We start from the raw sequence: 21,265 nt of genomic DNA on the forward strand, positions 1-21,265 counted from the left end.
CGTCCCTCGTTGTCGCCTCAGATGGGGCAGACCATTTCGCCGAGCTTGGCGGTAAGTTTGAGGTTTTCACCATAGTCCACCGGACAGTCGATGATGCTCACGGTATCGTCGGCCAATGCCCTCTGCAGCGTCGGCAACAAATCGGCGACGCGTTCGATGCGATAGCCCTTGGCGCCGAAGGATTCGGCGTATTTGATGAAATCGGGGTTGGTGAAGTCGACGTTGGACGGCCGGCCGAACTGGTTCAGCTGCTTCCACTTGATGAGACCGTAGCCATTGTCGTTCCAGATCAGAATCACCATCGGTAGTTTGAGGCGCATCGCCGTCTCGATCTCCTGGCTGTTCATCAGGAAGCCGGCATCGCCGGTCACCGCCACCACCTTGCGTTCGGGATAGGCCAGCTTGGCCGCGATCGCACCGGGCACGGCGATACCCATACTGGCAAAGCCGTTGGAGATGATGCAGGTATTGGGGTACTCGCAGCGGAACATGCGCGCCATCCACATCTTGTGGGCTCCGACATCGCAGATCACGATGTCCTCCATGTCCAGCGCGGTACGCAGATCCCAAATCACCTTCTGCGGCTTGACCGGGAAGCTGTCGTCATTCTTGTGCGATGACATTTCCTCGACCAGGGCATCGCGCAGCGGGCGCATACGGTGGCCCTGATGTGGCGTGGCGAGCTCGCCGATGCGCACCAGCGAGTGCTTGATGTCGCCCACCACGCCCACCGCCACCGGGTAATAGGCATCCACCTCCGCCGGCGTACTGTCGACATGGACGATGATGCGATCGCGTGTCGGGTGCCACAGGTACGGGTGGTATTCCACCAGGTCGTAGCCGATACAGATGATCACGTCGGCGGTATCGAAACCGCAGTTGACGTAATCGCGCGCCTGCAAACCCACACTGCCCAGGGCCAGAGGATTCTTCGCGAACGGCACCACGCCCTTGGCCATGAAGGTATTGGCCACCGGTATGTTGAGGCGCTCGGCAAAATCGGTGAGCTGTTGCCAGGCCTTGGCACGCACCACACCGTTGCCGGCCAGGATCAGCGGCGCGCGGGCATTGGAAATCAGCTCGGCCGCCCGATCGACACGATCCGCAGATGGTTCCGGCTGCGAGGGGTTCTTTACCGGCAGCGGGTTCTCGTCCACTTCGTACTTGGCGATGTTCTCGGGAAACTCGATGAAGGCGGCACCGGTCTTTTCGGTCTGTGCCAGCTTGAAGGCCTTGCGCACCACCTCGGGAATGACGTTCGGTGTGAGCAGGCGCGAAGAATATTTGGTGATCGGGTGGAACATCAGCTCCAGATCCAGCACCTGGTGCGACTCCTTGTGCAGGCGCGTGGTCGCGGCCTGCCCCGCCACCGCCACCAGCGGTGCATGATCCATGTTGGCGTCGGCGACACCGGTGATCAGGTTGGTGGCACCCGGACCGAGGGTGGCCAGACACACGCCGGCACGGCCGGTGAGGCGGCCGTAGACATCGGCCATGAAGGCGGCGCCCTGTTCATGGCGCGTGGTGATGAACTTGATGGGCGAGTCCTGCAAGGCATCCATCAGGTCGAGATTTTCCTCACCGGGAATACCGAAGATGTATTCGATACCTTCGTTCTCCAGGCACCGGACGAACAGTTGCGCCGCCTTCATGATATTCTTACTTGCCGGCCGCCGTGCTGGTCGGCTTGGCCGTGGCACGCTCCTTCGCCACCAGAAAGTCCACCACCTGCAACAGGCCCTGATAGCTTTGCGCCATCGGCCCGTCGCTACGGTACTTGCCCGCCACCACAACCGACGGTACACCATCGATCCCAAAACGCTGGGTCAGCCGCTCGGCCCTGTTCACCTTGACGTCGACGGCAAAGGATTTGAAGGTATCCATGAACTTTTTCTCCTCCACGCCAAACTCGGCAAAGAAGGCAGCCAGCTGCTGTTCTGTATTGAGGGAGCGCTTGTCTTTGTGTATCGCGTTGAACATCGGGCCATGGATCTTGTCGACGATGCCTAGTACTTCAGCGGTATAGTAGGCCCGCGCGTGCAGCCGCCAGGCACTGCTATTGAAAATGGCCGGGATGCGAATAAATTCCACATAGTCCGGCTTGCGTTGCAACCAGTCGTGCAAATGAGGCTCGAAGGCGTAGCAGTGGCCGCAGCCGTACCAGAACAACTCCACCACCTCCACCTTGCCGGCTGTGCTGGTGAGTGGCTCTACCGGCTTGTCCAGGCGGGCATACTGAAAGCCTTCATAGATCTCGTCAGTGGCGTGGACCGACAGGACCGCCAGCGACAGCAACAGCGCCAGGCCGGCCCGGGCGAGACAGTTTTTCATCGGTGTGACTCCTGGGTTATGAGGGCGGCAGAATCCGCCGGATACGTGTGGCAACTATACCACCGCCGGGGAAAACGCTGGCGCCTTTCCCGGCCTGCTGCGGCGTTCTATGCTATGACCCATACCGAGTGGGGGAGTTGCCATGGCTACGGACAATACCATAAACCTGACCGAATTCCTGAGCCAGCAGTACCTGTGCGAGTCGCTCACCCTGCGCGAGGTGCAGACCCTGCTGGAGTTCACCGAACTGGTCACGTTCAAAAGGAATGCCATCATCGCCGACATCGGCGAGGTGGGTGAGGCGCTGTATTTCATGCTCAAGGGAGAGGTGGCGCTGATCTATGAGGCCGAGGGTCAGTCGGTGGAGATCGGCGGCATCAAGGAAGGAGAGCTGGTGGGCGAGATGTCGTTCTTCGACCGCGAGCCGCGCTCGGTACGCCTGCTGGCCAAGTCGGCCGACACGCGCCTGCTGCGTCTGTCGCGCACCATGTATCAGCGACTGCGGGTGGAGCACCCGTTCATCGCCGTCAACCTGCTGGAGCACGCCATCATCAACCTGGACCACCTGTTCCGCCGGGTGAGCCAGGATGTGGCGACGTTTTCGCGCTATGTGTATGGCGGCAAAAAATGAGGCCGGTGGCGCGAAAACGCAGGTACGAGATACGACGAACTAGATACGAGGGAATGGGCTCGCTACGCTCGCCGATCTAACAGCGTGCACGCAGCGCACACACCATCCCCGTGCCTTTTGCCGCGTACCTCGTCCCTCTGTTCTTCTTTACAGCGTGCCGTAGGAATGCAGGCCGGACAGGAACATGTTCACGCCGAGGAAGGCGAACAGGGTGATGAACAGACCGATCACCGACCACCAGGCCAGGGGCCGGCCGCGCCAACCCTTGGTCAGACGCAGGTGCAACCAGGCGGCGTAGTTGAGCCAGACGATCAACGCCCAGGTTTCCTTCGGATCCCACGACCAGTAGCCGCCCCAGGCTTCCGCCGCCCACATGGCGCCGAGCACGGTGGCGACGGTGAAGAAGGCGAAGCCGAGGGCGATGGCCTTGTACATCACGTCGTCCATCTGCTCCAGGCTGGGCAGGCGCGCGGCGAGCCAGCCGCCGGGGCGGCGCTCCACCAGCAGATAGGCTACCGCCACCATCGCCGCCAGGGCAAAACCGCCGTAGCCGATGAAATTGGTCGGCACATGCAGTTTCATCCAGTAGCTCTGCAGCGCCGGCACCAGGGGCTGGATCTCGTGGGCGCCACGGGCAAAGGAATACCACAGCAGGAAGGCCACCGCCGCCGAGATCACGGTCAGCACGAAACCGCCCAGCTGGCGGTTCCTGTAGCGGCCTTCATAGTACAGATACATCAGCGCGGTGATCACCGCGAACAGAATGAATACCTCGTATAGATTGCTCACCGGGATATGGCCGACGTCGTGGCTGATCAGGTAGGACTCGCGCCAGCGCACCATCAGGCCGGTGAAACCCATGGCGGTGGCGCTCCAGGTCAGCGCACTGCCGACACGGCTGGAAAACTCCGAGCGGGCAAACATGCCGAAGAAATAGGCAAAGGTGGCCATCACGTAGAGCGCGCTCATCCACATGATCGCCGACTGACTGCTCACCAGATATTTCAGGAAGAAACTGGTGTCGCCCCGGGCGAGATCTTCGCCGTACAGCCCGATGGCAAACAGGCTGAGCAGGCCGATGACCAGACTCAGCTGACGTATCGGCTTCCAGGACCAGCCCAGCCAGATCAGGGTGAGCGCAGTACCGTAGAGAATACCGATCTCATAGTTGTCCATGAATGCGGCATAGTGGACATGGGCGTAAATACTGCCGGCAACGGCAACCAGGGCCCACAGCCAGTCAAACCAGCCCAGCCGCCGCCACAACGACGGCTGCTTGAATTCCTGCTCCAGGTAATCGCTCGATACGGACATCACTCCCACCTCGTCACTCAATGCGTCGCTGCACCCGCAGGCGGCACGGCCTTTTCCAGCTCGGCCTGCAAGGCACGGAATTCACGCTCGAAATCCATGCGGTTGCGCAGGCCGCTGCCGGCGAACAGCATGGCAGCGCCACCCTCGCGCGGCACCACATAGACCCACACACGGCGCTGGTGCATATAGAACATCATGAACACGCCGACCATCAGCATAGCGCATCCCAGATACACAATATCCTTGCCTGGAGCGCGGGCAATCTGCAGACCGCTCGCCTCGATATGCTCGAAGGCATTCAGCTGCAGATAGAACGGCGAACCATAAGCCCCGAGCATCGACAGGGTATTGAGCGCATCGTCGAAGAACTGGCTGTCGGCGTCGCTGACGCCTTGCGCCACATCTATACCTTCGTCGCGCAGCATGTCCACATACAACGCGCCCAGTACACCTTGCAGTACATTGACATAGGAATTGATGGCGTCTTGCCGCTGCTCGGCCGGCACATTCGCCTCGGCATGCTTGATGATGCCATCCATGCCCTGTGCCACGAACAGGGCGACTAATCGGCTGATCGAGTCGATCATCGTGCTGCGCACTTCCTTGCTGGCCGCATCACCATCCACCATACCCGCCAGCTGCTGCTCGATCATGCGGCGCACGCGCGTCTCATCATGCGCGGCGGCCAACAGGTTCATGAAGCGCTGCGGCGTGCCGGCGGCATCGGCGGGAATGTACAGATAACGGTAATCCTCGTTCGGCGTGGCGCGCATACCGCTCATGAAGAACCGGCGTCCCTCCACCTCCACCGGCAGCATGTAGTTGACATACTCGATGGCTTCACCGGCGGGATTGCGCATGCGGAACACGAAACTCGGGCCGTAATTGCGGAATTTCTTGCCGCTGGTGTCGCCCTCCTCCACCGGGAAGATGTTATAGAGCTTGAAGTCGGTGAATTCCAGTGTGCGCTCGCCGCGGGTAGTGGTGAGACGCAGAAAGCGATTGACATTGCTCTTCAGCGCCACCGGCTCCTGCTGCGGCAGATCCAGCGACCAGGCGCGCAGATCGAGGCCGGAACCGCCATCACCGAAGCTGGACTGGTAGATGGCATAACCCTTGTAGATGAGCGGGTGATTGACGCGTATGGTCTGGCGCAGCGGCTCGGTCAGATCGGCGTCATGAATGATCAAATCGCTCTCGAAGGATTTCGGCATGCCGGTGGGATAGTGTTCGACGCGGAACTGCTCCAGCTCGATAGCGAAGGGCAGCTCCTGCACCAGATAGCCGTCGCGCAGTTGCAGGAATACCACGCTGGAGCTGCCGCCTTCGGGAATGCTGATGCTGCCACGGAAGGACAGATTGTCGGTTCCCAGAGTACTTTCTGCCGGAACCTCGCTGGCGGGAAGGTCGCGCGTCTCGGCACGCAGTTCGCCGCGCAGCTCCTTCCACTTGAGGGGCAAATTGCCGTCGATCAGCCCACCCAGGCAGATCACCACGATGGAGACATGGGACAAGATGTAGCCGAGGCGGCCGGCGGCGCCCTTCATTGCCGCCACCGTGCGGCGTTCCCCCTGCGCCGCCTGTCGCACCCGGTAACCACGCGCCGCCAGCAGGGCCGCGCTGCGTGCGGCGGCATCGTTACCGTCCTGGCCGGTTTCCCATTCCGCCTTCAGGTGGAAGCTGCGCAGGGATTTTTCCTGGACGTCGGTGCGGAAATGGCGCATGTCGCGCAGAATGTGCGGCGTATTGCGCCAGACACACACCGAGGTGGAGACCAGCAGGAAGCCGAGCAGGATCAGGAACCAGGTGGCACCGTAGATATCGAACAGGCCCAGCGACTTGAACACCTCGAACCAGAACGGTCCGAACTTCCGCACATAATTGGCATAGGGCTCGTTCTGCTGCAGCACCGTACCGATGACCGAGGCAATGGCGATCACCACCAGCAGGGTGATGGCCAGATTCATCGAGCCGAGGAATTCGAGTGCAATGGCACCCGTGCTGCGCCGTGGGCGCACCGGAGGTGTCGTATCGTTCAACTAATGCCCTGCCCTGATGCTGTTGCGTATGGTGTTTGAGCCGCGCAACGCGCAGAAGTTGCGTGCCGCCGCCTCGAGGTGGCCGATGATAGCACGCAGAAAAGCAGAAGGGCGGCCCACCGGGCCGCCCTTCCGGGGAACTACAGAACTGCCCCCGACTCAGTGCAGACCAGCGATGTACTCGGCCACGGCCTCGATCTGCGCATCGGTCATCTTGGCAGCCACGCCGCGCATCATGCTGGCCGGGTCGTTGCTGCGCTTGCCGTCGCGGAAGTCCTTCAGCGCCTTGATGGTATAGGTCGCATGCTGACCGGCCAGGGCCGGGAACTTGGCCGCGGGGTTGCCGGCGCCATTGGGACCGTGGCACGCCATGCAAGCAGCCAGACCCTTGCTGGCGTCACCGGCGCGGTAGAGCTTCTCGCCCGGCGCCGCCTTCTCGGCGTTGGCGGAACCGACACCACGCTTCTGACTGGAGAACCAGGCCGCCAGATCGGCTATATCCTGCTCGCTCAGGGGAGCGGCCATGCCGGTCATGGTGTCGTCCTTGCGCGCGCCGGATTTGAAGTCCATCAGCTGCTTGCTGATGTACTGCTCGGACTGACCGGCCAGGCTCGGCCAGATGGGGGTGACACTGTTACCGTCCATGCCGTGGCAGGCGGAGCACACCGCGGCCTTGCCCTGGCCCGCGCTGGCGCTGCCGGCCGCATGGGCGGACCCGAGGGCACCCAGCAGCAGGGCTGCAATCGCTAGTCTGTTCATCAAATTACCCAACGTGCTTGATTATTACTTGCTCTGGGAAACCATGTAGTCCACGGCAGCCTTCAGATCGGCCTCGGTGCAGGCAGCGCAGGTGCCCTTCGGCAGCATGGCGGTGCCCGGCTTGCCGTTCAGGGCCACGCCGTACAGCTTGTCCATGCCCTGGGCGATACGCGGCGCCCAGGCGGCCTTGTCGCCGATGCGCGGCGCACCGGCCGCGCCGGAGGCGTGGCAGGCCACGCAGGCCTTGTCGTATACAGCCTTGCCGTCAGCGGCGATGGCGGAAGCGGAGATCATCATTGCGCCGGCAGCGCAGGCAACCAGGAACTTGTTCATTCAGCGGGCTCCTAACTCAAGAATTCAGTTCAATAAAGCGTTTGATTATGCGGGTTGGCGTACCATAATGCCAAGTCTCGTACGCCCCCTCCGAAAAGACAGGGCTATATACCAACAATGGGATACGCCGGTCAACAAGACAGGCCGGAAAACCGCTGTTTTCCCCCGAATTCCCGCCTACCTCGTGTAATACTGATGAATGCAGTCAATCATTATCGCCAGGCCCAGTTTCTGCTCGGCGCCCAGCAGCTGCGCCAGCTACCCGCCGACGCGGGTATCGAGATCGCCTTCGCCGGCCGTTCCAACGCCGGCAAGTCCAGCGCCCTCAATACCATCACCGCCATCAAAGGCCTGGCGCGCACCAGCAAGACACCGGGACGCACCCAGCAGATCAATCTCTTCGGCCTGGACGAAGGGCGCCGGCTGGTGGACCTGCCCGGTTACGGCTATGCCAAGGTGCCGCCGGCGATCAAGGAACACTGGCGCAAGACCTTGGAGCAGTATTTCAATACCCGTCGCTGCCTGCGCGGTCTGATCCTGCTCATGGATGTGCGTCACCCGCTTACCGAGTTCGACCAGATCATGCTCAATTGGTGCCGCCACCGGAACATGCCGGTGCATGTCCTGCTGACCAAGGCCGACAAGCTCAAGCGCGGCCCGGCCTCGGCGGCCTTGCAACAGGTGCGGCGCATTCTGGCCTCGTACCCGGAGGCCTCGGTGCAATTGTTCTCGGCCCACGACGGTCAGGGCGTGGAAGAGGCCCGCGCCCTGCTGGATCGCTGGTTCGGCTATGGCGCCGACGCTACGGAGGGATCGGCAACGGAAGGTTAGGGAAGCTCTGAATAAGTTCAGAGCTTCCGCGGCACAGGGAGGTGCCGCCATTTTTCAACGACGATAAGTCGTTGAAAAATGAAGCCGAGCGAAAATCACACTTTTTGCTTGGCGTGGTTTTGTCCACGGATGGACTTATGTCGCGCAGCCCAGGGAGGGGCGGGAGCGACCTGAGAAGTCCAGGATGGACTTATTCAGACCTTCCTTAGACAAAAAAAACCCCGGTGCCGAAGGGGGGGAAGGCAGCCGGGGCGTATCTAAATTGCCCGGCTTAGGGGGAGGAAGCCGGGCGGTTGTTCCCACCAGGGAGAGAAGAGTGGGAAAGCGCAGAGCGCTTGACCAATGAGACTGGCCCCTCCCCGAAAAGTTCTGCGATTCGCCAATTGCATCATTAATTTTTTTAATGAAGCAGATTAATCCGGCCAATGGTTGCTCAGGACCCGGCTCTGTGCCGCCGTTCAGTGTGCCTCGTCCCAGTTGTCGCCCACCCCCGCTTCCACCAGCAGCGGCACCTTGAGCTCGGCAGCACCAGCCATCAGTCGCGGAATTTCCGCCCGGGCTGTATCCACATACTCCTCCGCCACCTCGAACACCAGCTCGTCATGCACCTGCATGATCATGCGCACCTTGCCACCGCTGTCCTGCTGCCAGGGATCGACGGCGATCATGGCGCGCTTGATGATGTCGGCGGCGGTGCCCTGCATCGGCGCATTGATGGCGGTGCGCTCGGCATACTGGCGGCGCTGGGCATTGCTGGCCTTGATGTCGGGCACATAGAGACGGCGGCCGAACACGGTTTCCACATAGCCCTGCGCGCGCGCCCGCTCGCGGGTTTCGTCCATGTAGCGGCGCACGCCGGGATAGCGCTCGAAGTAGCGGTCGACGTAGGTCTGCGCCGCGGCGCGATCGATGCCGAGCTGGCGCGCCAGGCCGAAGGCGGACATGCCGTAGATCAGGCCGAAGTTGATGGCCTTGGCGCTGCGGCGCATGTCGGCGCTGACCTCATCCGGCGCGACGCCGAACACCTCGGCGGCGGTGGCGCGGTGGATGTCCTCGCCGGCGGCGAAGGCGCGCAGCAGACCTTCGTCACCGGACAGGTGGGCCATGATGCGCAGTTCGATCTGCGAGTAGTCGGCCGCCAGTAATCTGTATCCGGGGGGGGCGATGAAGGCCTGGCGGATGCGGCGGCCCTCGGGGGTGCGCACCGGGATGTTCTGTAGGTTGGGGTCGGAGGATGACAAGCGGCCGGTGGCGGCCACCGCCTGATGATAGGAGGTGTGCACCCGGCCGCTGCGGCGGCTCACCTGCTCGGGCAGGCGGTCGGTGTAGGTGGACTTGAGCTTGGCCATGCCGCGGTGCTCCAGGATCAGGCGCGGCAGGTCGTAGCCATCCAAGGCCAGCTCCTGCAACACGTCCTCGGCGGTGGACGGCTGGCCCTTGGGAGTCTTCTTCAGCACCGGCAGTTGCAGGCGCTCGAACAGGATCTCCTGGATCTGCTTGGGTGAGCCCAGATTGAACGGCCCGCCGGCGGCGCTGTAGGCCGCCTGCTCGATCTCGTTCATGCGCAGGGCCAGTTCGCCGCTCTGCCGCCTGAGCATGGCCACGTCCACCAGCACGCCGGCCCGCTCCAGACGCGACAGGATCGGCACCAGCGGCAATTCGATCGTCTCGTAGACCCGCTTCAGCGCCGGCTCGGCGGCGACGCGCGGCCACAGGGTGCGGTGCAGTTGCAGGGTGATGTCGGCATCCTCGGCGGCGTATTCCGTCGCCTGTTCGATGGGCACCTGATTGAAGCCGAGCTGTTTGACGCCCTTGCCGGCCACCTCTGCGAAACTGATAGTCTTGCGGCCGAGGTACTTGAGGGCCAGGGAATCCATGTCGTGGCGGGTGGCGGTGGAATCCAGCACATAGGATTGCAGCATGGTGTCGTGGGCGATGCCGCGCAGTTCTATGCCATGATTGGCCAGGACGTTCATGTCGTACTTGAGATTCTGGCCCAGCTTCGCCCTGGCCGGGTCTTCCAGCAGCGGCTTGAGCCGCGCCAGCACCGCCTCACGGCCGAGCTGATCGGGGGCACCGGGGTAATCATGGGCCAGCGGCACATAGGCGGCCCGTTCCGGTTCCACGGCGAAGGATACACCGACGATCTCGGCATCCATGTAATCGAGACTGGTGGTCTCGGTGTCGAAGGCGAACAGCTCCGCCGCCGCCAGCCGGGCCAGCCACTCCTCCAGCTGCGCCAGCGTCAACACGGTGTCGTAGCGCCGTTGCGCGGTGGCCAGCGGCGTTACTGGCTCCGCCGCCGCGGCAGCCACCTCGCCACCACCCAGCAGCTCGCCCAGCCAGGTCTTGAACTCCATGCGGCCGTACCACTCGCGCAGCGCCTCGGCATCCGGCGCCGTGCGGCGCAGCTCCAGCGGTCCCTGCGCCAGCGGCACGTCGCACTTGATGGTCACCAATTGCCGCGACAGCGGCAGGAAGCCGAGGCTTTCCCGCAGGTTGTCGCCAATCTTGCCCTTGATGGCGTCGGCATGGGCGATGATCGCATCCAGGGAGCCGTATTCCTGTAACCACTTCACCGCCGTCTTCGGCCCCACCTTGGGTACGCCGGGCACGTTGTCGCTGGTGTCGCCGATGAGGGCGAGGTAATCGACGATGCGCTCCGGCGGCACGCCGAACTTCTCCACCACCCCGGCCGGGTCCATCACCGTATCGGTCATGGTGTTGACCAGGGTGATGTGTTCATCCACCAGCTGGGCCATGTCCTTGTCCCCGGTGGAGATCAGCACCGGCAGCCCGGCAGCCTCGGCCTGCCGCGCCAGCGTGCCGATGACGTCGTCGGCCTCCACGCCTTCCACCACCAGCAGCGGCAGCCCCATGGCGCGCACGATGGCATGCAGCGGCGCGATCTGGCTGGCCAGTTCCGCCGGCATGGGAGGGCGATGCGCCTTGTACTCGGCGTAGAGGTCGTCACGGAAGGTCTTGCCCTTGGCATCGAACACCACCGCGACATGTTCCGGGTCGTAGTCGCCCAGCAGGCGGCGCAGCATGTTGACCACGCCGTACACCGCACCGGTAGGTTCGCCACGGGAATTGGTCAGGGCCGGCAGGGCGTGGAAGGCGCGATACAGATAGGAGGAGCCATCCACCAGGACCAAAGGTTTCTGCGTCGAATCAGACATGGATGATTTGTTTTCTGCGTTTCCGGGAATGGGACTACAATAGCCGCTTTGCCGCCAACTACGCGACACCTCCATGAGCGACGATCACAAATCACACCACCCGGGCATGACGCCTCTCGATGACACCGCCCTCAGCCGCGAATCGTGGAAGATCTTCCAGATCATGGCCGAATTCGTCGAAGGCTTCGAACGCCTGGCACGCATCAGCCCCTCGGTGTCCATCTTCGGTTCGGCCCGCTTCGCCCCCGATCACCCCTATTACAAACTGACCGAGGAGATCGCCCGCGCCCTGTCCGATGCCGGCTTCTCGGTGGTCAGTGGCGGCGGCCCCGGCATCATGGAGGCGGCCAACAAGGGCGCCTACGCCGGTAAATCACCGTCGGTCGGCCTCAACATCCAATTGCCGCACGAGCAGGTGGGCAATCCCTATCAGGACATCCGCCTCACCTTCCGCCACTTCTTTTCGCGCAAGGTGATGTTCGTGAAATATGCCGCCGCCTACGTGGTGATGCCCGGCGGCTTCGGCACCCTGGACGAACTGGCCGAGATCCTCACCCTGGTGCAGACCGGCAAGACCCGCCGCATCCCCATCATCCTGGTGCACAGCCCGTTCTGGAACGGGCTCATCGACTGGTTCCGCGACACCCTGGTGGCGGAGAAGACCATCAGCCCGGAAGACCTGGACCTGTTCCAGGTGCTGGACCACCCCCAGGACGTGGTCAATGCTATTTTCAGTCACTACGAGCACCGTGGCTTCGAGCCCTCCGCCGAAGAGCGGGAAATTCTCCTCGACCTGTGAGCCGCCCCATGCGCCCAACCTTTCTTGCCGCCGCCCTGCTCCTCATCGGGTACGCCCATGCCGCCGGGCAGCTCGATCCCTTGCCGCCCCCGCCGCTGCCCGATGCGGAAGCCGTCGAAGAGGCGGAGGAACTGCAGCCCGAGGTCACCATCCGCAGCCGCGGCGATGCCACGGTGGAGGAATATCGCGTCAACGGCCGCCTGTACATGGTGAAGATCAGCCCCAGTCGCGGCTACCCCTATTACCTCATCGACAGCGACGGCGACGGCAGTTTCGAGACGCGCCGCAACGAGCTGGACCCGCCCAATATCAATCAGTGGATACTGTTCCGCTGGTAAGTGCCTGATTCGCCGAAGGCGCACCGTTTGAGGGCATCCCCTTATCCACAAAACCTGTGGATAACTCTGTGGACGAAGTGGTGACATGCCCGTGCAGGGCACGCCAATACTGGCCCCGTCTTAAATCGGTCACACTTTGAGCACATCCAATTTTTCTTTTAGAAACATATAGATAAAAATTATTTTGCGCCCTGCGGCGCGAGCGGCCACTTACTTTCAGCCGAAACGACAGCCGTGCGCCGCCGTGTGCATAAAAACGGCTCGCCGTATAGGAAAAATCCTACAAACACCCGCGCGGACCGGGCAGCCGGTCCCACGTAAACCGCCTGCGCGCCGCAGGTTTGCCCCGGATGCCGGGGCAAACGTACAATCCACCCCTGTTTCCCACGACCACCATGCCCATGCCGCTGCTGGAACGGATAGCCGCCGTCATCGACGCCCTGAGCGAGTGGACCGGGCGCCTCATCGCCTGGCTGACCCTCGCCATGGTGCTGGTGACCTGTGCCGTGGTGGTGCTGCGCTATGCCTTCAACCTGGGCTGGATCGCCCTGCAGGAATCCATCACCTACCTGCACGCCCTGGTCTTCATGCTGGGCGCGGCCTATACCCTGCGCCACGACGGCCATGTGCGTGTCGACATTTTCTACCGCCGTCTGTCGCCCCGCGGCCAGGCCTGGGTAGACCTGCTCGGCAGCCTGCTGCTGCTCCTGCCGGTGTGCGTATTCATCCTGTGGATCAGCTGGGACTACGTGGCCGCCTCGTGGTCCCTGCTGGAAGGCTCGCGCGACGCCGGCGGCCTGCCCCTGGTCTATCTGCTGAAGAGCGTCATCCCGCTGATGGCCCTGCTGCTGCTGATCCAGGGACTCGGCCAGGCACTGCGCAGCCTGCTGGTGCTGCGCGGCCATCCCGAGGACGCCCCCGCCCACGACGCCGAGGTGGAGGTGTAGCCATGGAGTGGCTGGCCCTGCTGCTGTTCCTTGCCGTCTGTCTGGTGCTGCTGGCCGGCTATCCGGTGGCCCTCAGCCTGGCCGGCACGGCGCTGCTGTTTGCCTTCGCCGGTGCCGCCTTCGGCGTCTTCGACATCACCCTGCTGCAGGCCCTGCCCAACCGCCTGTACGGCATCATGACCAACGAGACACTCATCGCCGTGCCGCTGTTCGTGTTCATGGGTGTCATGCTGGAACGCTCCCGGGTGGCGGAGAACCTGCTCGATACCATGGCCTCGCTGTTCGGTCCGCTGCGCGGCGGCCTGGGCATCTCGGTGGTGGTGGTAGGCATGCTGCTCGCCGCCAGCACCGGCATCGTCGGCGCCACCGTGGTCACCATGGGCCTGCTGTCCCTGCCCACCATGCTCAAGCGCGGCTACAGCCCGCGGCTCGCCGCCGGCACCATCTGCGCCTCCGGCACCCTGGGCCAGATCATCCCGCCCTCCATCATCCTGATCCTGCTCGGCGACGTGCTGTCGTCCGCCTACCAGCAGGCGCAACTGGACATGGGCATCTTCTCGCCGGAGACGGTGTCGGTGGGCGATCTGTTTGCCGGCGCGCTGTTCCCCGGCCTGCTGCTGGTGGTGATGTATATGCTCTATCTCATCGCCGTGGCGATGTTCAGCCCGCAGGCGATGCCGGCCCTGCCGCCGGAGGATCGTGCCCTGCGCGGCGCGGCGCTGGCCGAGCGCCTGTTCAAGGTGCTGCTGCCGCCGCTGCTGCTGATCCTGGCGGTGCTCGGCTCCATCATGGGCGGCATCGCCACCCCCACCGAGGCCGCCGCAGTAGGCGCCATCGGCGCCATGCTGCTGGCCGCCAGCCAGCGCCAGTTCGATCGGCGTCGTCTCACCGAGGTGATGCGCAGCACCACCCAGATCACCGCCATGGTGTTCCTCATCTTCGTCGGCGCCTCGCTGTTCTCCCTGGTGTTCCGCGGGTACGGCGGCGACGAGCTGATCAAGGAACTGTTGTCCGACCTGCCCGGCGGTGTCATCGGCGCGATGATCATCGTGATGCTGGTGATGTTCCTGCTCGGCTTCATCCTCGACTTCATCGAGATCACCTTGGTGGTGGTCCCCATCGTGGCACCGATCCTGCTCGCCATGGGGCTGGATCCGGTATGGCTCGGGGTAATGATCGCCATCAACCTGCAGACCTCCTTCCTCACCCCGCCATTCGGTTTCGCCCTGTTCTATCTGCGCGGCGTGGCACCGCCGCAGCTCAACACCCTGGACATCTACCGCGGTGTAGTCCCGTTCATCGTCATCCAGCTGCTGATGCTGGGCCTGCTGGCGTTGTGGCCGGAACTGGCCACCTGGCTGCCCGGCGTGGTCTACAGCGATTAACCTCCCGTGCCTGCCATCCGGGGGCAATACCCGTCACCATGTCACGTTACCGACCCCCGCAGCCGCGCAGCTCCCTCTACATCACCGCCGCCGGTTATCGGCGTCTGCAAAGCGAGCTGCAGGGCCTGTGGCAACGGCGCCATGAAGTGGTGAAGGCCCTGGCGGCGGCCGCCGCCGAGGGCGATCGCTCGGAGAACGCCGAGTACATCTACCGCAAGAAGGAACTGCGCGAGATCGACCGGCGCATCCGCTACCTGCAAAAACGCCTGCCGGAACTGACCGTGGTGAGCGCCGCGCCGAGCGATCCATCGCGGATCTATTTCGGTGCCTGGGTCAGCGTCGAGGATGAAGACGGCAACGAACATACCTGGCGCATCGTCGGCCCGGATGAATTCGACCCCGAACAGGGCTGGATCAGCATGGATGCGCCGCTGGCCCGCGCACTGATGAAGAAACAGGTGGACGACGAGGTGGAGATCGAACTGCCCAAAGGGAAGACGCGCTACTGGATCACCGCCATACACTACACGCCATGACCGACACCGACCGTCTGCATCGCATCGCCGATCTGCTTCTCGCCATCGAACAGGAGATGCGCCGCATCGGGCTGTGGGAAGCAACAGCACCCTCCCCGGCCAGCCTCGCCAGTACCCTGCCCTTCTGCCACGACACCCTGGAGTTTACGCAATGGCTGCAATGGATATTCCTGGCACGCATGCGTGCTCTGCTGGAAAGCGGTGCCCCCCTGCCCACCGCCTGCGACATCCATCCCCTGGCTGAGCACAGCTTTCTGGAACTGCCACAGGACACCACGCGGCTGCTGGAGCTGATTGCGCAAATCGATCGGGCCATCAGCCAGAGGTCGGATTAAGGAACTTCTGCAAAAGTCCCCGATCTGATCTTGCAACCGCATGACCGGAGCCGAGGACGGGGAAAATGAAACAACTGAGCATGACCACGGGGTTCGAGAAATACACCAAGGCGACCAAGCGCCAGGCGTTTCTGTCCGACATGGACCGCCTGCTGCCGTGGGCGGAGCTGTGCGCGCTGATAGCGCCGCACTACCCGCAGGCCGGTAACGGCCGGCCGCCGAAGGAGCTGGAGATGATGCTGCGCATCCACTTCCTCCAGCAGTGGTTCAATCTCTCGGACCCGATGGCCGAGGAAGCCCTGTACGACTCGCTCAGCATGCGCGCCTTCGCCGGCATCGACCTGGGCGAGCATCCGGTGCCGGACGAAACCACGATCTGCCGCTTCCGCCACCTGCTGGAGCAGCATGGCCTGGGTCGCAAGCTGTTCCAGCAGATGCACCAGTACCTGCAACGCCATGGCTTCAAGCTGGGCACCGGCACCATCGTCGATGCCACCCTCATCAGCGCCCCGTCCTCGACCAAGAACAAGGACCAGCAGCGCGACCCGGACATGCACCAGACCAAGAAGGGCAACCAGTGGTATTTCGGCATGAAGGCCCATGTCGGTGTCGACCACCGCACCAAGCTCATCCACTCGGTGGTGGCCACCGCCGCCAACGTCCACGACTCCCACTGCCTGCCCGACCTGCTGCACGGCGATGAAACCCGCGTCTGGGGGGATTCGGCCTATCAGGGCCAGACCGAGGTCATCAAACAGCATGCGCCCAGGGCCCGCGACCTCACCCACCGACGCTACCGCTACAAGGGCTGGGTCGACGAAGCCGAACGGGCGAAGAACCGCCTCAAGTCCACCATCCGGGCACGGGTCGAACACAGCATCGGTGTCATCAAACGGATATTCGGTTTTGCCAAGACCCGCTACCGGGGATTGGAGAAGAATGCCAACCGCCTGTTTGTCACCTGTGCCCTGGCCAACATCTACCTGGTGCGCAGGCAGCTGCTGCGTACTTTGCAGGCGTAGTGCCGATGCACTACGCCAAATGCGGCTCACGGGCCGCCGGGATGAGCAAATACCGGCGCTGCCGGTGCGATTCGGCGCGTGATGACTCGCTGATATCGACGATTTGCTCATATTGGATTACTTGTTCAGAGCATCCTTAACGCCCTCACGTCTTCATGCCTCAGCGTATATCCTCGATGGTGTGATGCCGCTCCGGCACCTGCGGCGTGATCAGCGCATAGCCCTGCATCTGCCAGTGCACCAGTTCGGTAAAGGCCGACGGCACCAGCTCGATGAAGTCATGGAAATCCTGCGGCACATAGTGATAATCCTCCGCCGCCAGGGCACACACCTTGAACTCCACGCCCAGGCTGGCGTAGTAGCGCATGCGTTCCACCTCAGCGCGGTATTTCTCGTAGTTCTTCTGCGCCACGGTGACGATCTCGGTACCGTGCAGCACCACCTTGATGGACATCATCTCCGGCGCAAAACCATAAGGCTCACCGGACAACGGATTGACCAGGGAGCGTATCCAGTACAGGGCGGCACCCATCTTGGCGGGGTGATCGAGATAGAAGTCGTATACGACCTGCGGTGGTGCATAGGGCGGCGTCGTGACGCGCGCCTCGGCACCCGCGTGGGATGACAACAACAATAGCAGGGGAATGAGTGCAGTACGCATGATGGCCTCCTGTGGGGTGGGCCTGGTACTGCAACTATAGTCGAGGAAAAGGCGTGCGATCGGGTGTCGCCCGATCGCACGCCGTGCATGCTACAGGCTAAGCACCCGCCCGCGCGTTGAGGAAGGCGCGCTCCGATACGTCGTGCCAGGCCACTACCTGATCGCGGAAACGGGTGAAGGATTCGTATACCTTCTTCGACAGCGGATCCTTGGCCGCGATCTCCGCCACCACCGCATCCGAAGTGGTCTTCAGCTGGCGCAGCACGTCGTCGGGGAACTTCTTCAGCTGCACCTTGTGCTTGGTCACCAGGGTATGCAGTGCCTCATTGTTGCGCGCGGTGAAATCGGACAGGCCGTCCATGTTCGCCGCCTTGCAGGCGGTAAGTACGATAGTCTGCAGGGCCTTGGGCAGGGCCTTGAAGGCCTTCTCGTTGATGAAGCATTCCAGCACCGTGCCCGGCTCGTGCCAGCCCGGGTAGTAGTAGAACTTGGCCGCCTTGTGCAGGCCGAAGGCCAGGTCATTGTACGGACCGACCCACTCCACCGCATCGATGTTGCCCGATTGCAGCGCCTGATAGATCTCACCGCCGGGCAGATTCACCGGCGTACCGCCCAGACGCTGCAGCACCTCGCCGCCGAGACCGGGGATGCGCATCTTGAGACCCTTGAGATCTTCAAGGCTCCTGATCTCCTTGTTGAACCAGCCGCCCATCTGCACACCGGTGTTGATCGCCGCAGTGGGGATCAGGCCGAAGGGCTTATAGACCTCTTCCCACAGCGCCATGCCGCCGCCGTGGTACAACCAGGCATTCATCTCCTGCGCGGTCATGCCGAAGGGCACGGCGGCAAAAAACTGCGCCGCTTCGCTCTTGCCCTTCCAGTAGTAGGCCGCACCATGCCCCATCTCGGCGGTGCCGCGCGATACCGCATCGAAGATCTCGAAGGCTGGCACCAGTTCACCGGCACCGAACACCTTCACCTCGATGCGGCCATCACTCATCTCCTCGATGAGCTTGGCCAAGTGGTTGGCGCCGACGCCCATGCCGGGGAAATTCTTCGGCCAGGTGGTCACCATCTTCCACTTGTACTGTGCCTTGGCGTTGACCACCGGCGCCGCCAGCGCCGCACCCGCGGCCACCGCACCGGCGCCCGCGCCCTTGATGAAGTCACGACGTTTCATTGTTTGCTCCCTCGCCTTGGTTTACACCGCTACCAGATTGGCATAGGCCAGCACCAGCCACTTGCTGCCTACGTGATCGAAATTGACCTGCACCCGTGCCTGCGCCCCCTGGCCCTCATAGGACAGCAACACGCCCTCGCCGAACTTGGGATGCAGCACCCGCGCGCCGAGGCGCAAGCCATCGGGTTCCGCCGCCGCCGCGGCCCCATGGAAGGCAGGCTGGCTGACGCCGCCGCGCAGGCGGATCTCCTCGATGAATTCCGCCGGCACCTCGCGCACGAAGCGCGAGGGGCGGGTGTATTTTTCCTCGCCATAGAGACGGCGCACCTCGGCATAGGTGAGAAACAGGCGCTGCATGGCGCGGGTCATGCCGACGTAGGCCAGGCGCCGCTCCTCCTCCAGCCGACCCGGTTCGTCCATGGACATCTGGTGCGGGAACAGGCCCTCCTCCATGCCACAGAGGAACACCAGCGGGAACTCGAGGCCCTTGGCCGAGTGCAGCGTCATCAGCTGTACCGCGTCGTCCCATTCGTCGGCCTGGCCTTCGCCGGCCTCCAGCGCGGCGTGGGCGAGGAAGGCATCGAGCGGCAGCATGTCACCGTGGGTTTCCGCGTCGAATTCGAATTCGCGCGCGGCATTCACCAATTCTTCCAGGTTCTCGATGCGAGCCTGGCCCTTTTCGCCTTTTTCCTTGCGATAGTGTTCAATGAGTCCGCTCACCTGTACCACGTGCTGAGCCTGCTCGTGCAGTTCGAGGCCCGCGGTATCGGCCGCCAGGGCATCGATCAGATCGATGAATCCCTTGAGGGCGTTGGCCGCACGCGCCGCCAGCAGGTTGCGGGCGAGGATGTCGCTGGCCGCCTGCCACAGGGAAAGGCTGGAAGCACGGGCGTGGTCGCGCACCGTCTGCACCGTGCGCTCGCCGATGCCGCGCGTCGGCGTGTTCACCGCCCGCTCGAAGGAGGCGTCATCGTGGCGGTTGGCCACCAGGCGCAGGTAGGCCAAGGCATCCTTGATCTCCTGCCGCTCGAAGAAGCGCAGGCCGCCATAGATACGGTAGGGCATCTGCGCCTGCATCAGGGCCTCTTCCAGCACGCGCGACTGGGCGTTGGAACGGTAAAGCACCGCCGCCTCGTCACGCCGGTGGCCCTCGTTCACCCACTGGCGGATCTGTTCCACCACGAAGCGCGCTTCCTCCAGTTCATTGAAGGCGCCGTACAGGCGTATCGGCTCGCCCTGCGCGCCCTCGGTCCACAACTCCTTGCCGAGGCGGTCGGCATTGTGATCGATGAGGGCGTTGGCGGCCTTGAGGATCGTCGCGGTGGAGCGGTAATTCTGCTCCAGCCGGATCAGGCGCACATCGCGCAGGTCCTTGCGGAACTGGTGGATGTTTTCCACCTTGGCGCCGCGCCAGCCGTAAATGGATTGATCGTCATCACCCACGGCGAACACCATGCCGCTGTCACCGGCCAGCAGGCGCAGCCAGGCATATTGAATGGCGTTGGTGTCCTGGAACTCGTCCACCAGGATATGGCGGAAGCGCTCCCGGTAATGGGCCAGCACATCGGGACGCTTGAGAAACAGCTCATGGGCGCGCAGCAGCAGCTCGGCGAAGTCCACCTGGCCACTGCGCTGGCAGGCCTCTTCATAGCTCCGGTAGAGCTGCACCATCATCTTCAGGTAGGGATCGCCGTAGTGCTCCACCGCCGGCGGGCGCACCCCCTCATCCTTGCGCGCGTTGATGAACCCCACCACCTGGCGCGGCGGCCAGCGTGCGTCATCGACACTGGCCTCGCGCATCAGGCGCTTGACCAGCCGCAGCTGGTCTTCGCTGTCCATGATCTGGAACGACTGCGGCAGGCCGGCCTCCTGCCAGTGGGCGCGCAGCAAGCGGTGGGCCAGACCGTGGAAGGTGCCCACCCACATGCCACCGATGGGCGCCTGCAACAGATGTTCGATGCGGCCGCGCATTTCGTGCGCCGCCTTGTTGGTGAAGGTGACGGCGAGGATCGACCAGGGCGAGACATGCTCGGCACGGATCAGCCAGGCGATGCGGTGGGTGAGGACGCGGGTCTTGCCACAACCGGCACCGGCCAGGATCAGCAGGTTGCCCGGCGGCGCACATACCGCCTCGCGCTGTGCCGGGTTGAGATGTTCTAGCAGATCGGAAACGTCCATCGGGCGATTGTAACAAATGGCCTGCGCCGGGTTGTGAAAACGCAATGCCGCGCACCGGCGCTTTGCGCTAGGATGCCGCCATGGAAAATCCACACTACCAACGCCTGGGCGGCGCCGAGGGCATCCGTGCCCTGGTGGACCGCTTCTACGACCTGATGGACAGCCGGCCCGAACTGGCCGAACTGCGCGCCATGCACGCCAGGAGCCTGCGGGTTTCGCGCGAGAAGCTGTTCGAATTCCTCTCCGGCTGGACCGGCGGCCCCGGGCTGTACGAAGAGAAGTACGGCCATCCGCGCCTGCGCATGCGCCACATGCCCTTCGCCATCGACAGTGACATCCGCGACCAGTGGATGGGCTGCATGCGCCAGGCGCTGGCGGAAACCGTAACCGACGGGGCACTGCGCGACGAACTGGAGCGGGCGCTGGGCAAGGTGGCCGACTTCATGCGCAACCGTCCGGACTGA

General features: G+C 63.3%; 20 protein-coding genes. 10 read left to right on the forward strand and 10 right to left on the reverse strand.

Annotated elements, in window-relative coordinates:
* Positions 1 to 17: 17 nt before the first annotated feature.
* Positions 18 to 1,652: an acetolactate synthase large subunit gene (locus tag EP379_RS15830; RefSeq protein ID WP_127478693.1), complete on the reverse strand. Its 1,635-nt coding sequence runs from the start codon at positions 1,650 to 1,652 to the stop codon at positions 18 to 20.
* A 7-nt stretch (positions 1,653 to 1,659) separates the two neighbouring features.
* Positions 1,660 to 2,331, reverse strand: a complete 672-nt coding sequence (locus EP379_RS15835; protein WP_127478694.1) for a thiol:disulfide interchange protein DsbA/DsbL — start codon at positions 2,329 to 2,331, stop codon at positions 1,660 to 1,662.
* A gap of 142 nt (positions 2,332 to 2,473) precedes the next feature.
* Here EP379_RS15835 and EP379_RS15840 point away from each other — a divergent pair, with 142 nt between their 5' ends.
* Entirely contained in the window at positions 2,474 to 2,962 is a 489-nt protein-coding gene (locus EP379_RS15840) for a Crp/Fnr family transcriptional regulator (RefSeq protein WP_127478695.1), read from the forward strand.
* A gap of 147 nt (positions 2,963 to 3,109) precedes the next feature.
* Here EP379_RS15840 and ccsB read toward each other — a convergent pair whose 3' ends face one another.
* From ccsB to EP379_RS15860, 4 genes are all read right to left on the reverse strand, one after another.
* The gene (gene ccsB, locus EP379_RS15845; RefSeq protein WP_127478696.1) at positions 3,110 to 4,276 is read right to left on the reverse strand and encodes a c-type cytochrome biogenesis protein CcsB; all 1,167 of its coding nucleotides are present in this window, start codon (positions 4,274 to 4,276) and stop codon (positions 3,110 to 3,112) included.
* Between the two features lie 17 nt (positions 4,277 to 4,293).
* Positions 4,294 to 6,315 (reverse strand): cytochrome c biogenesis protein ResB, encoded by a 2,022-nt coding sequence (locus tag EP379_RS15850; protein WP_197722820.1) that lies wholly within the window; start codon positions 6,313 to 6,315, stop codon positions 4,294 to 4,296.
* A 159-nt stretch (positions 6,316 to 6,474) separates the two neighbouring features.
* Positions 6,475 to 7,074, reverse strand: coding sequence for a c-type cytochrome (locus tag EP379_RS15855; protein ID WP_127478697.1), 600 nt, complete (start codon positions 7,072 to 7,074; stop codon positions 6,475 to 6,477).
* A gap of 24 nt (positions 7,075 to 7,098) precedes the next feature.
* Positions 7,099 to 7,407: a c-type cytochrome gene (locus tag EP379_RS15860; RefSeq protein ID WP_127478698.1), complete on the reverse strand. Its 309-nt coding sequence runs from the start codon at positions 7,405 to 7,407 to the stop codon at positions 7,099 to 7,101.
* A gap of 195 nt (positions 7,408 to 7,602) precedes the next feature.
* Here EP379_RS15860 and yihA point away from each other — a divergent pair, with 195 nt between their 5' ends.
* Positions 7,603 to 8,238 (forward strand): ribosome biogenesis GTP-binding protein YihA/YsxC, encoded by a 636-nt coding sequence (yihA, locus tag EP379_RS15865; protein ID WP_127478699.1) that lies wholly within the window; start codon positions 7,603 to 7,605, stop codon positions 8,236 to 8,238.
* A 458-nt stretch (positions 8,239 to 8,696) separates the two neighbouring features.
* Here the strand turns inward: yihA and polA are convergent, their stop codons facing one another.
* Entirely contained in the window at positions 8,697 to 11,420 is a 2,724-nt protein-coding gene (polA, locus tag EP379_RS15870; protein WP_127478700.1) for a DNA polymerase I, read from the reverse strand.
* Positions 11,421 to 11,493: 73 nt separating this feature from the next.
* On the opposite strand from polA, the gene EP379_RS15875 reads away from it, so the two are divergent.
* The 7 genes from EP379_RS15875 (at position 11,494) to EP379_RS15905 (ending at position 16,782) form a co-directional block, all read left to right on the forward strand.
* On the forward strand, positions 11,494 to 12,219 hold the full coding sequence (locus EP379_RS15875; RefSeq protein WP_127478701.1) for an LOG family protein: 726 nt from the start codon (positions 11,494 to 11,496) through the stop codon (positions 12,217 to 12,219).
* A gap of 8 nt (positions 12,220 to 12,227) precedes the next feature.
* Complete coding sequence (locus tag EP379_RS15880; RefSeq protein ID WP_127478702.1) at positions 12,228 to 12,557, forward strand: DUF2782 domain-containing protein; 330 nt, start codon at positions 12,228 to 12,230, stop codon at positions 12,555 to 12,557.
* Positions 12,558 to 12,907: 350 nt separating this feature from the next.
* A complete protein-coding gene (locus tag EP379_RS15885; protein ID WP_232023940.1) occupies positions 12,908 to 13,504 on the forward strand; it encodes a TRAP transporter small permease subunit in 597 nt (198 codons plus the stop codon).
* Between the two features lie 2 nt (positions 13,505 to 13,506).
* Positions 13,507 to 14,889 carry a TRAP transporter large permease gene (locus EP379_RS15890; protein ID WP_127478703.1) on the forward strand — a complete coding sequence of 461 codons (1,383 nt, stop codon included), beginning with the start codon at positions 13,507 to 13,509 and terminating at the stop codon, positions 14,887 to 14,889.
* 38 nt (positions 14,890 to 14,927) lie between these two features.
* Complete coding sequence (gene greB / locus EP379_RS15895; protein WP_127478704.1) at positions 14,928 to 15,425, forward strand: transcription elongation factor GreB; 498 nt, start codon at positions 14,928 to 14,930, stop codon at positions 15,423 to 15,425.
* On the forward strand, positions 15,422 to 15,760 hold the full coding sequence (locus EP379_RS15900) for a YqcC family protein (RefSeq protein WP_127478705.1): 339 nt from the start codon (positions 15,422 to 15,424) through the stop codon (positions 15,758 to 15,760). The genes greB and EP379_RS15900 overlap by 4 nt, the downstream gene beginning before the upstream one ends.
* Positions 15,761 to 15,825: 65 nt before the next feature.
* A complete protein-coding gene (locus EP379_RS15905) occupies positions 15,826 to 16,782 on the forward strand; it encodes an IS5 family transposase (protein ID WP_127475565.1) in 957 nt (318 codons plus the stop codon).
* Positions 16,783 to 16,942: 160 nt separating this feature from the next.
* On the opposite strand, the gene EP379_RS15910 is transcribed toward EP379_RS15905, so the two are convergent.
* The 3 genes from EP379_RS15910 to uvrD all read right to left on the reverse strand — a co-directional run bounded on the left by EP379_RS15910 (position 16,943) and on the right by uvrD (position 20,801).
* Complete coding sequence (locus EP379_RS15910) at positions 16,943 to 17,443, reverse strand: DsrE family protein (protein WP_127478706.1); 501 nt, start codon at positions 17,441 to 17,443, stop codon at positions 16,943 to 16,945.
* A gap of 97 nt (positions 17,444 to 17,540) precedes the next feature.
* Complete coding sequence (locus tag EP379_RS15915; RefSeq protein WP_127478707.1) at positions 17,541 to 18,623, reverse strand: TRAP transporter substrate-binding protein; 1,083 nt, start codon at positions 18,621 to 18,623, stop codon at positions 17,541 to 17,543.
* A 21-nt stretch (positions 18,624 to 18,644) separates the two neighbouring features.
* The gene (gene uvrD / locus EP379_RS15920) at positions 18,645 to 20,801 is read right to left on the reverse strand and encodes a DNA helicase II (RefSeq protein WP_127478708.1); all 2,157 of its coding nucleotides are present in this window, start codon (positions 20,799 to 20,801) and stop codon (positions 18,645 to 18,647) included.
* An 80-nt stretch (positions 20,802 to 20,881) separates the two neighbouring features.
* Between uvrD and EP379_RS15925 the strand changes: the two genes are divergently transcribed.
* A complete protein-coding gene (locus tag EP379_RS15925; RefSeq protein ID WP_127478709.1) occupies positions 20,882 to 21,265 on the forward strand; it encodes a group II truncated hemoglobin in 384 nt (127 codons plus the stop codon).

The sequence above is a fragment of the Sulfurivermis fontis genome (genome assembly GCF_004001245.1).
Lineage (GTDB): Bacteria > Pseudomonadota > Gammaproteobacteria > Thiohalomonadales > Thiohalomonadaceae > Sulfurivermis > Sulfurivermis fontis.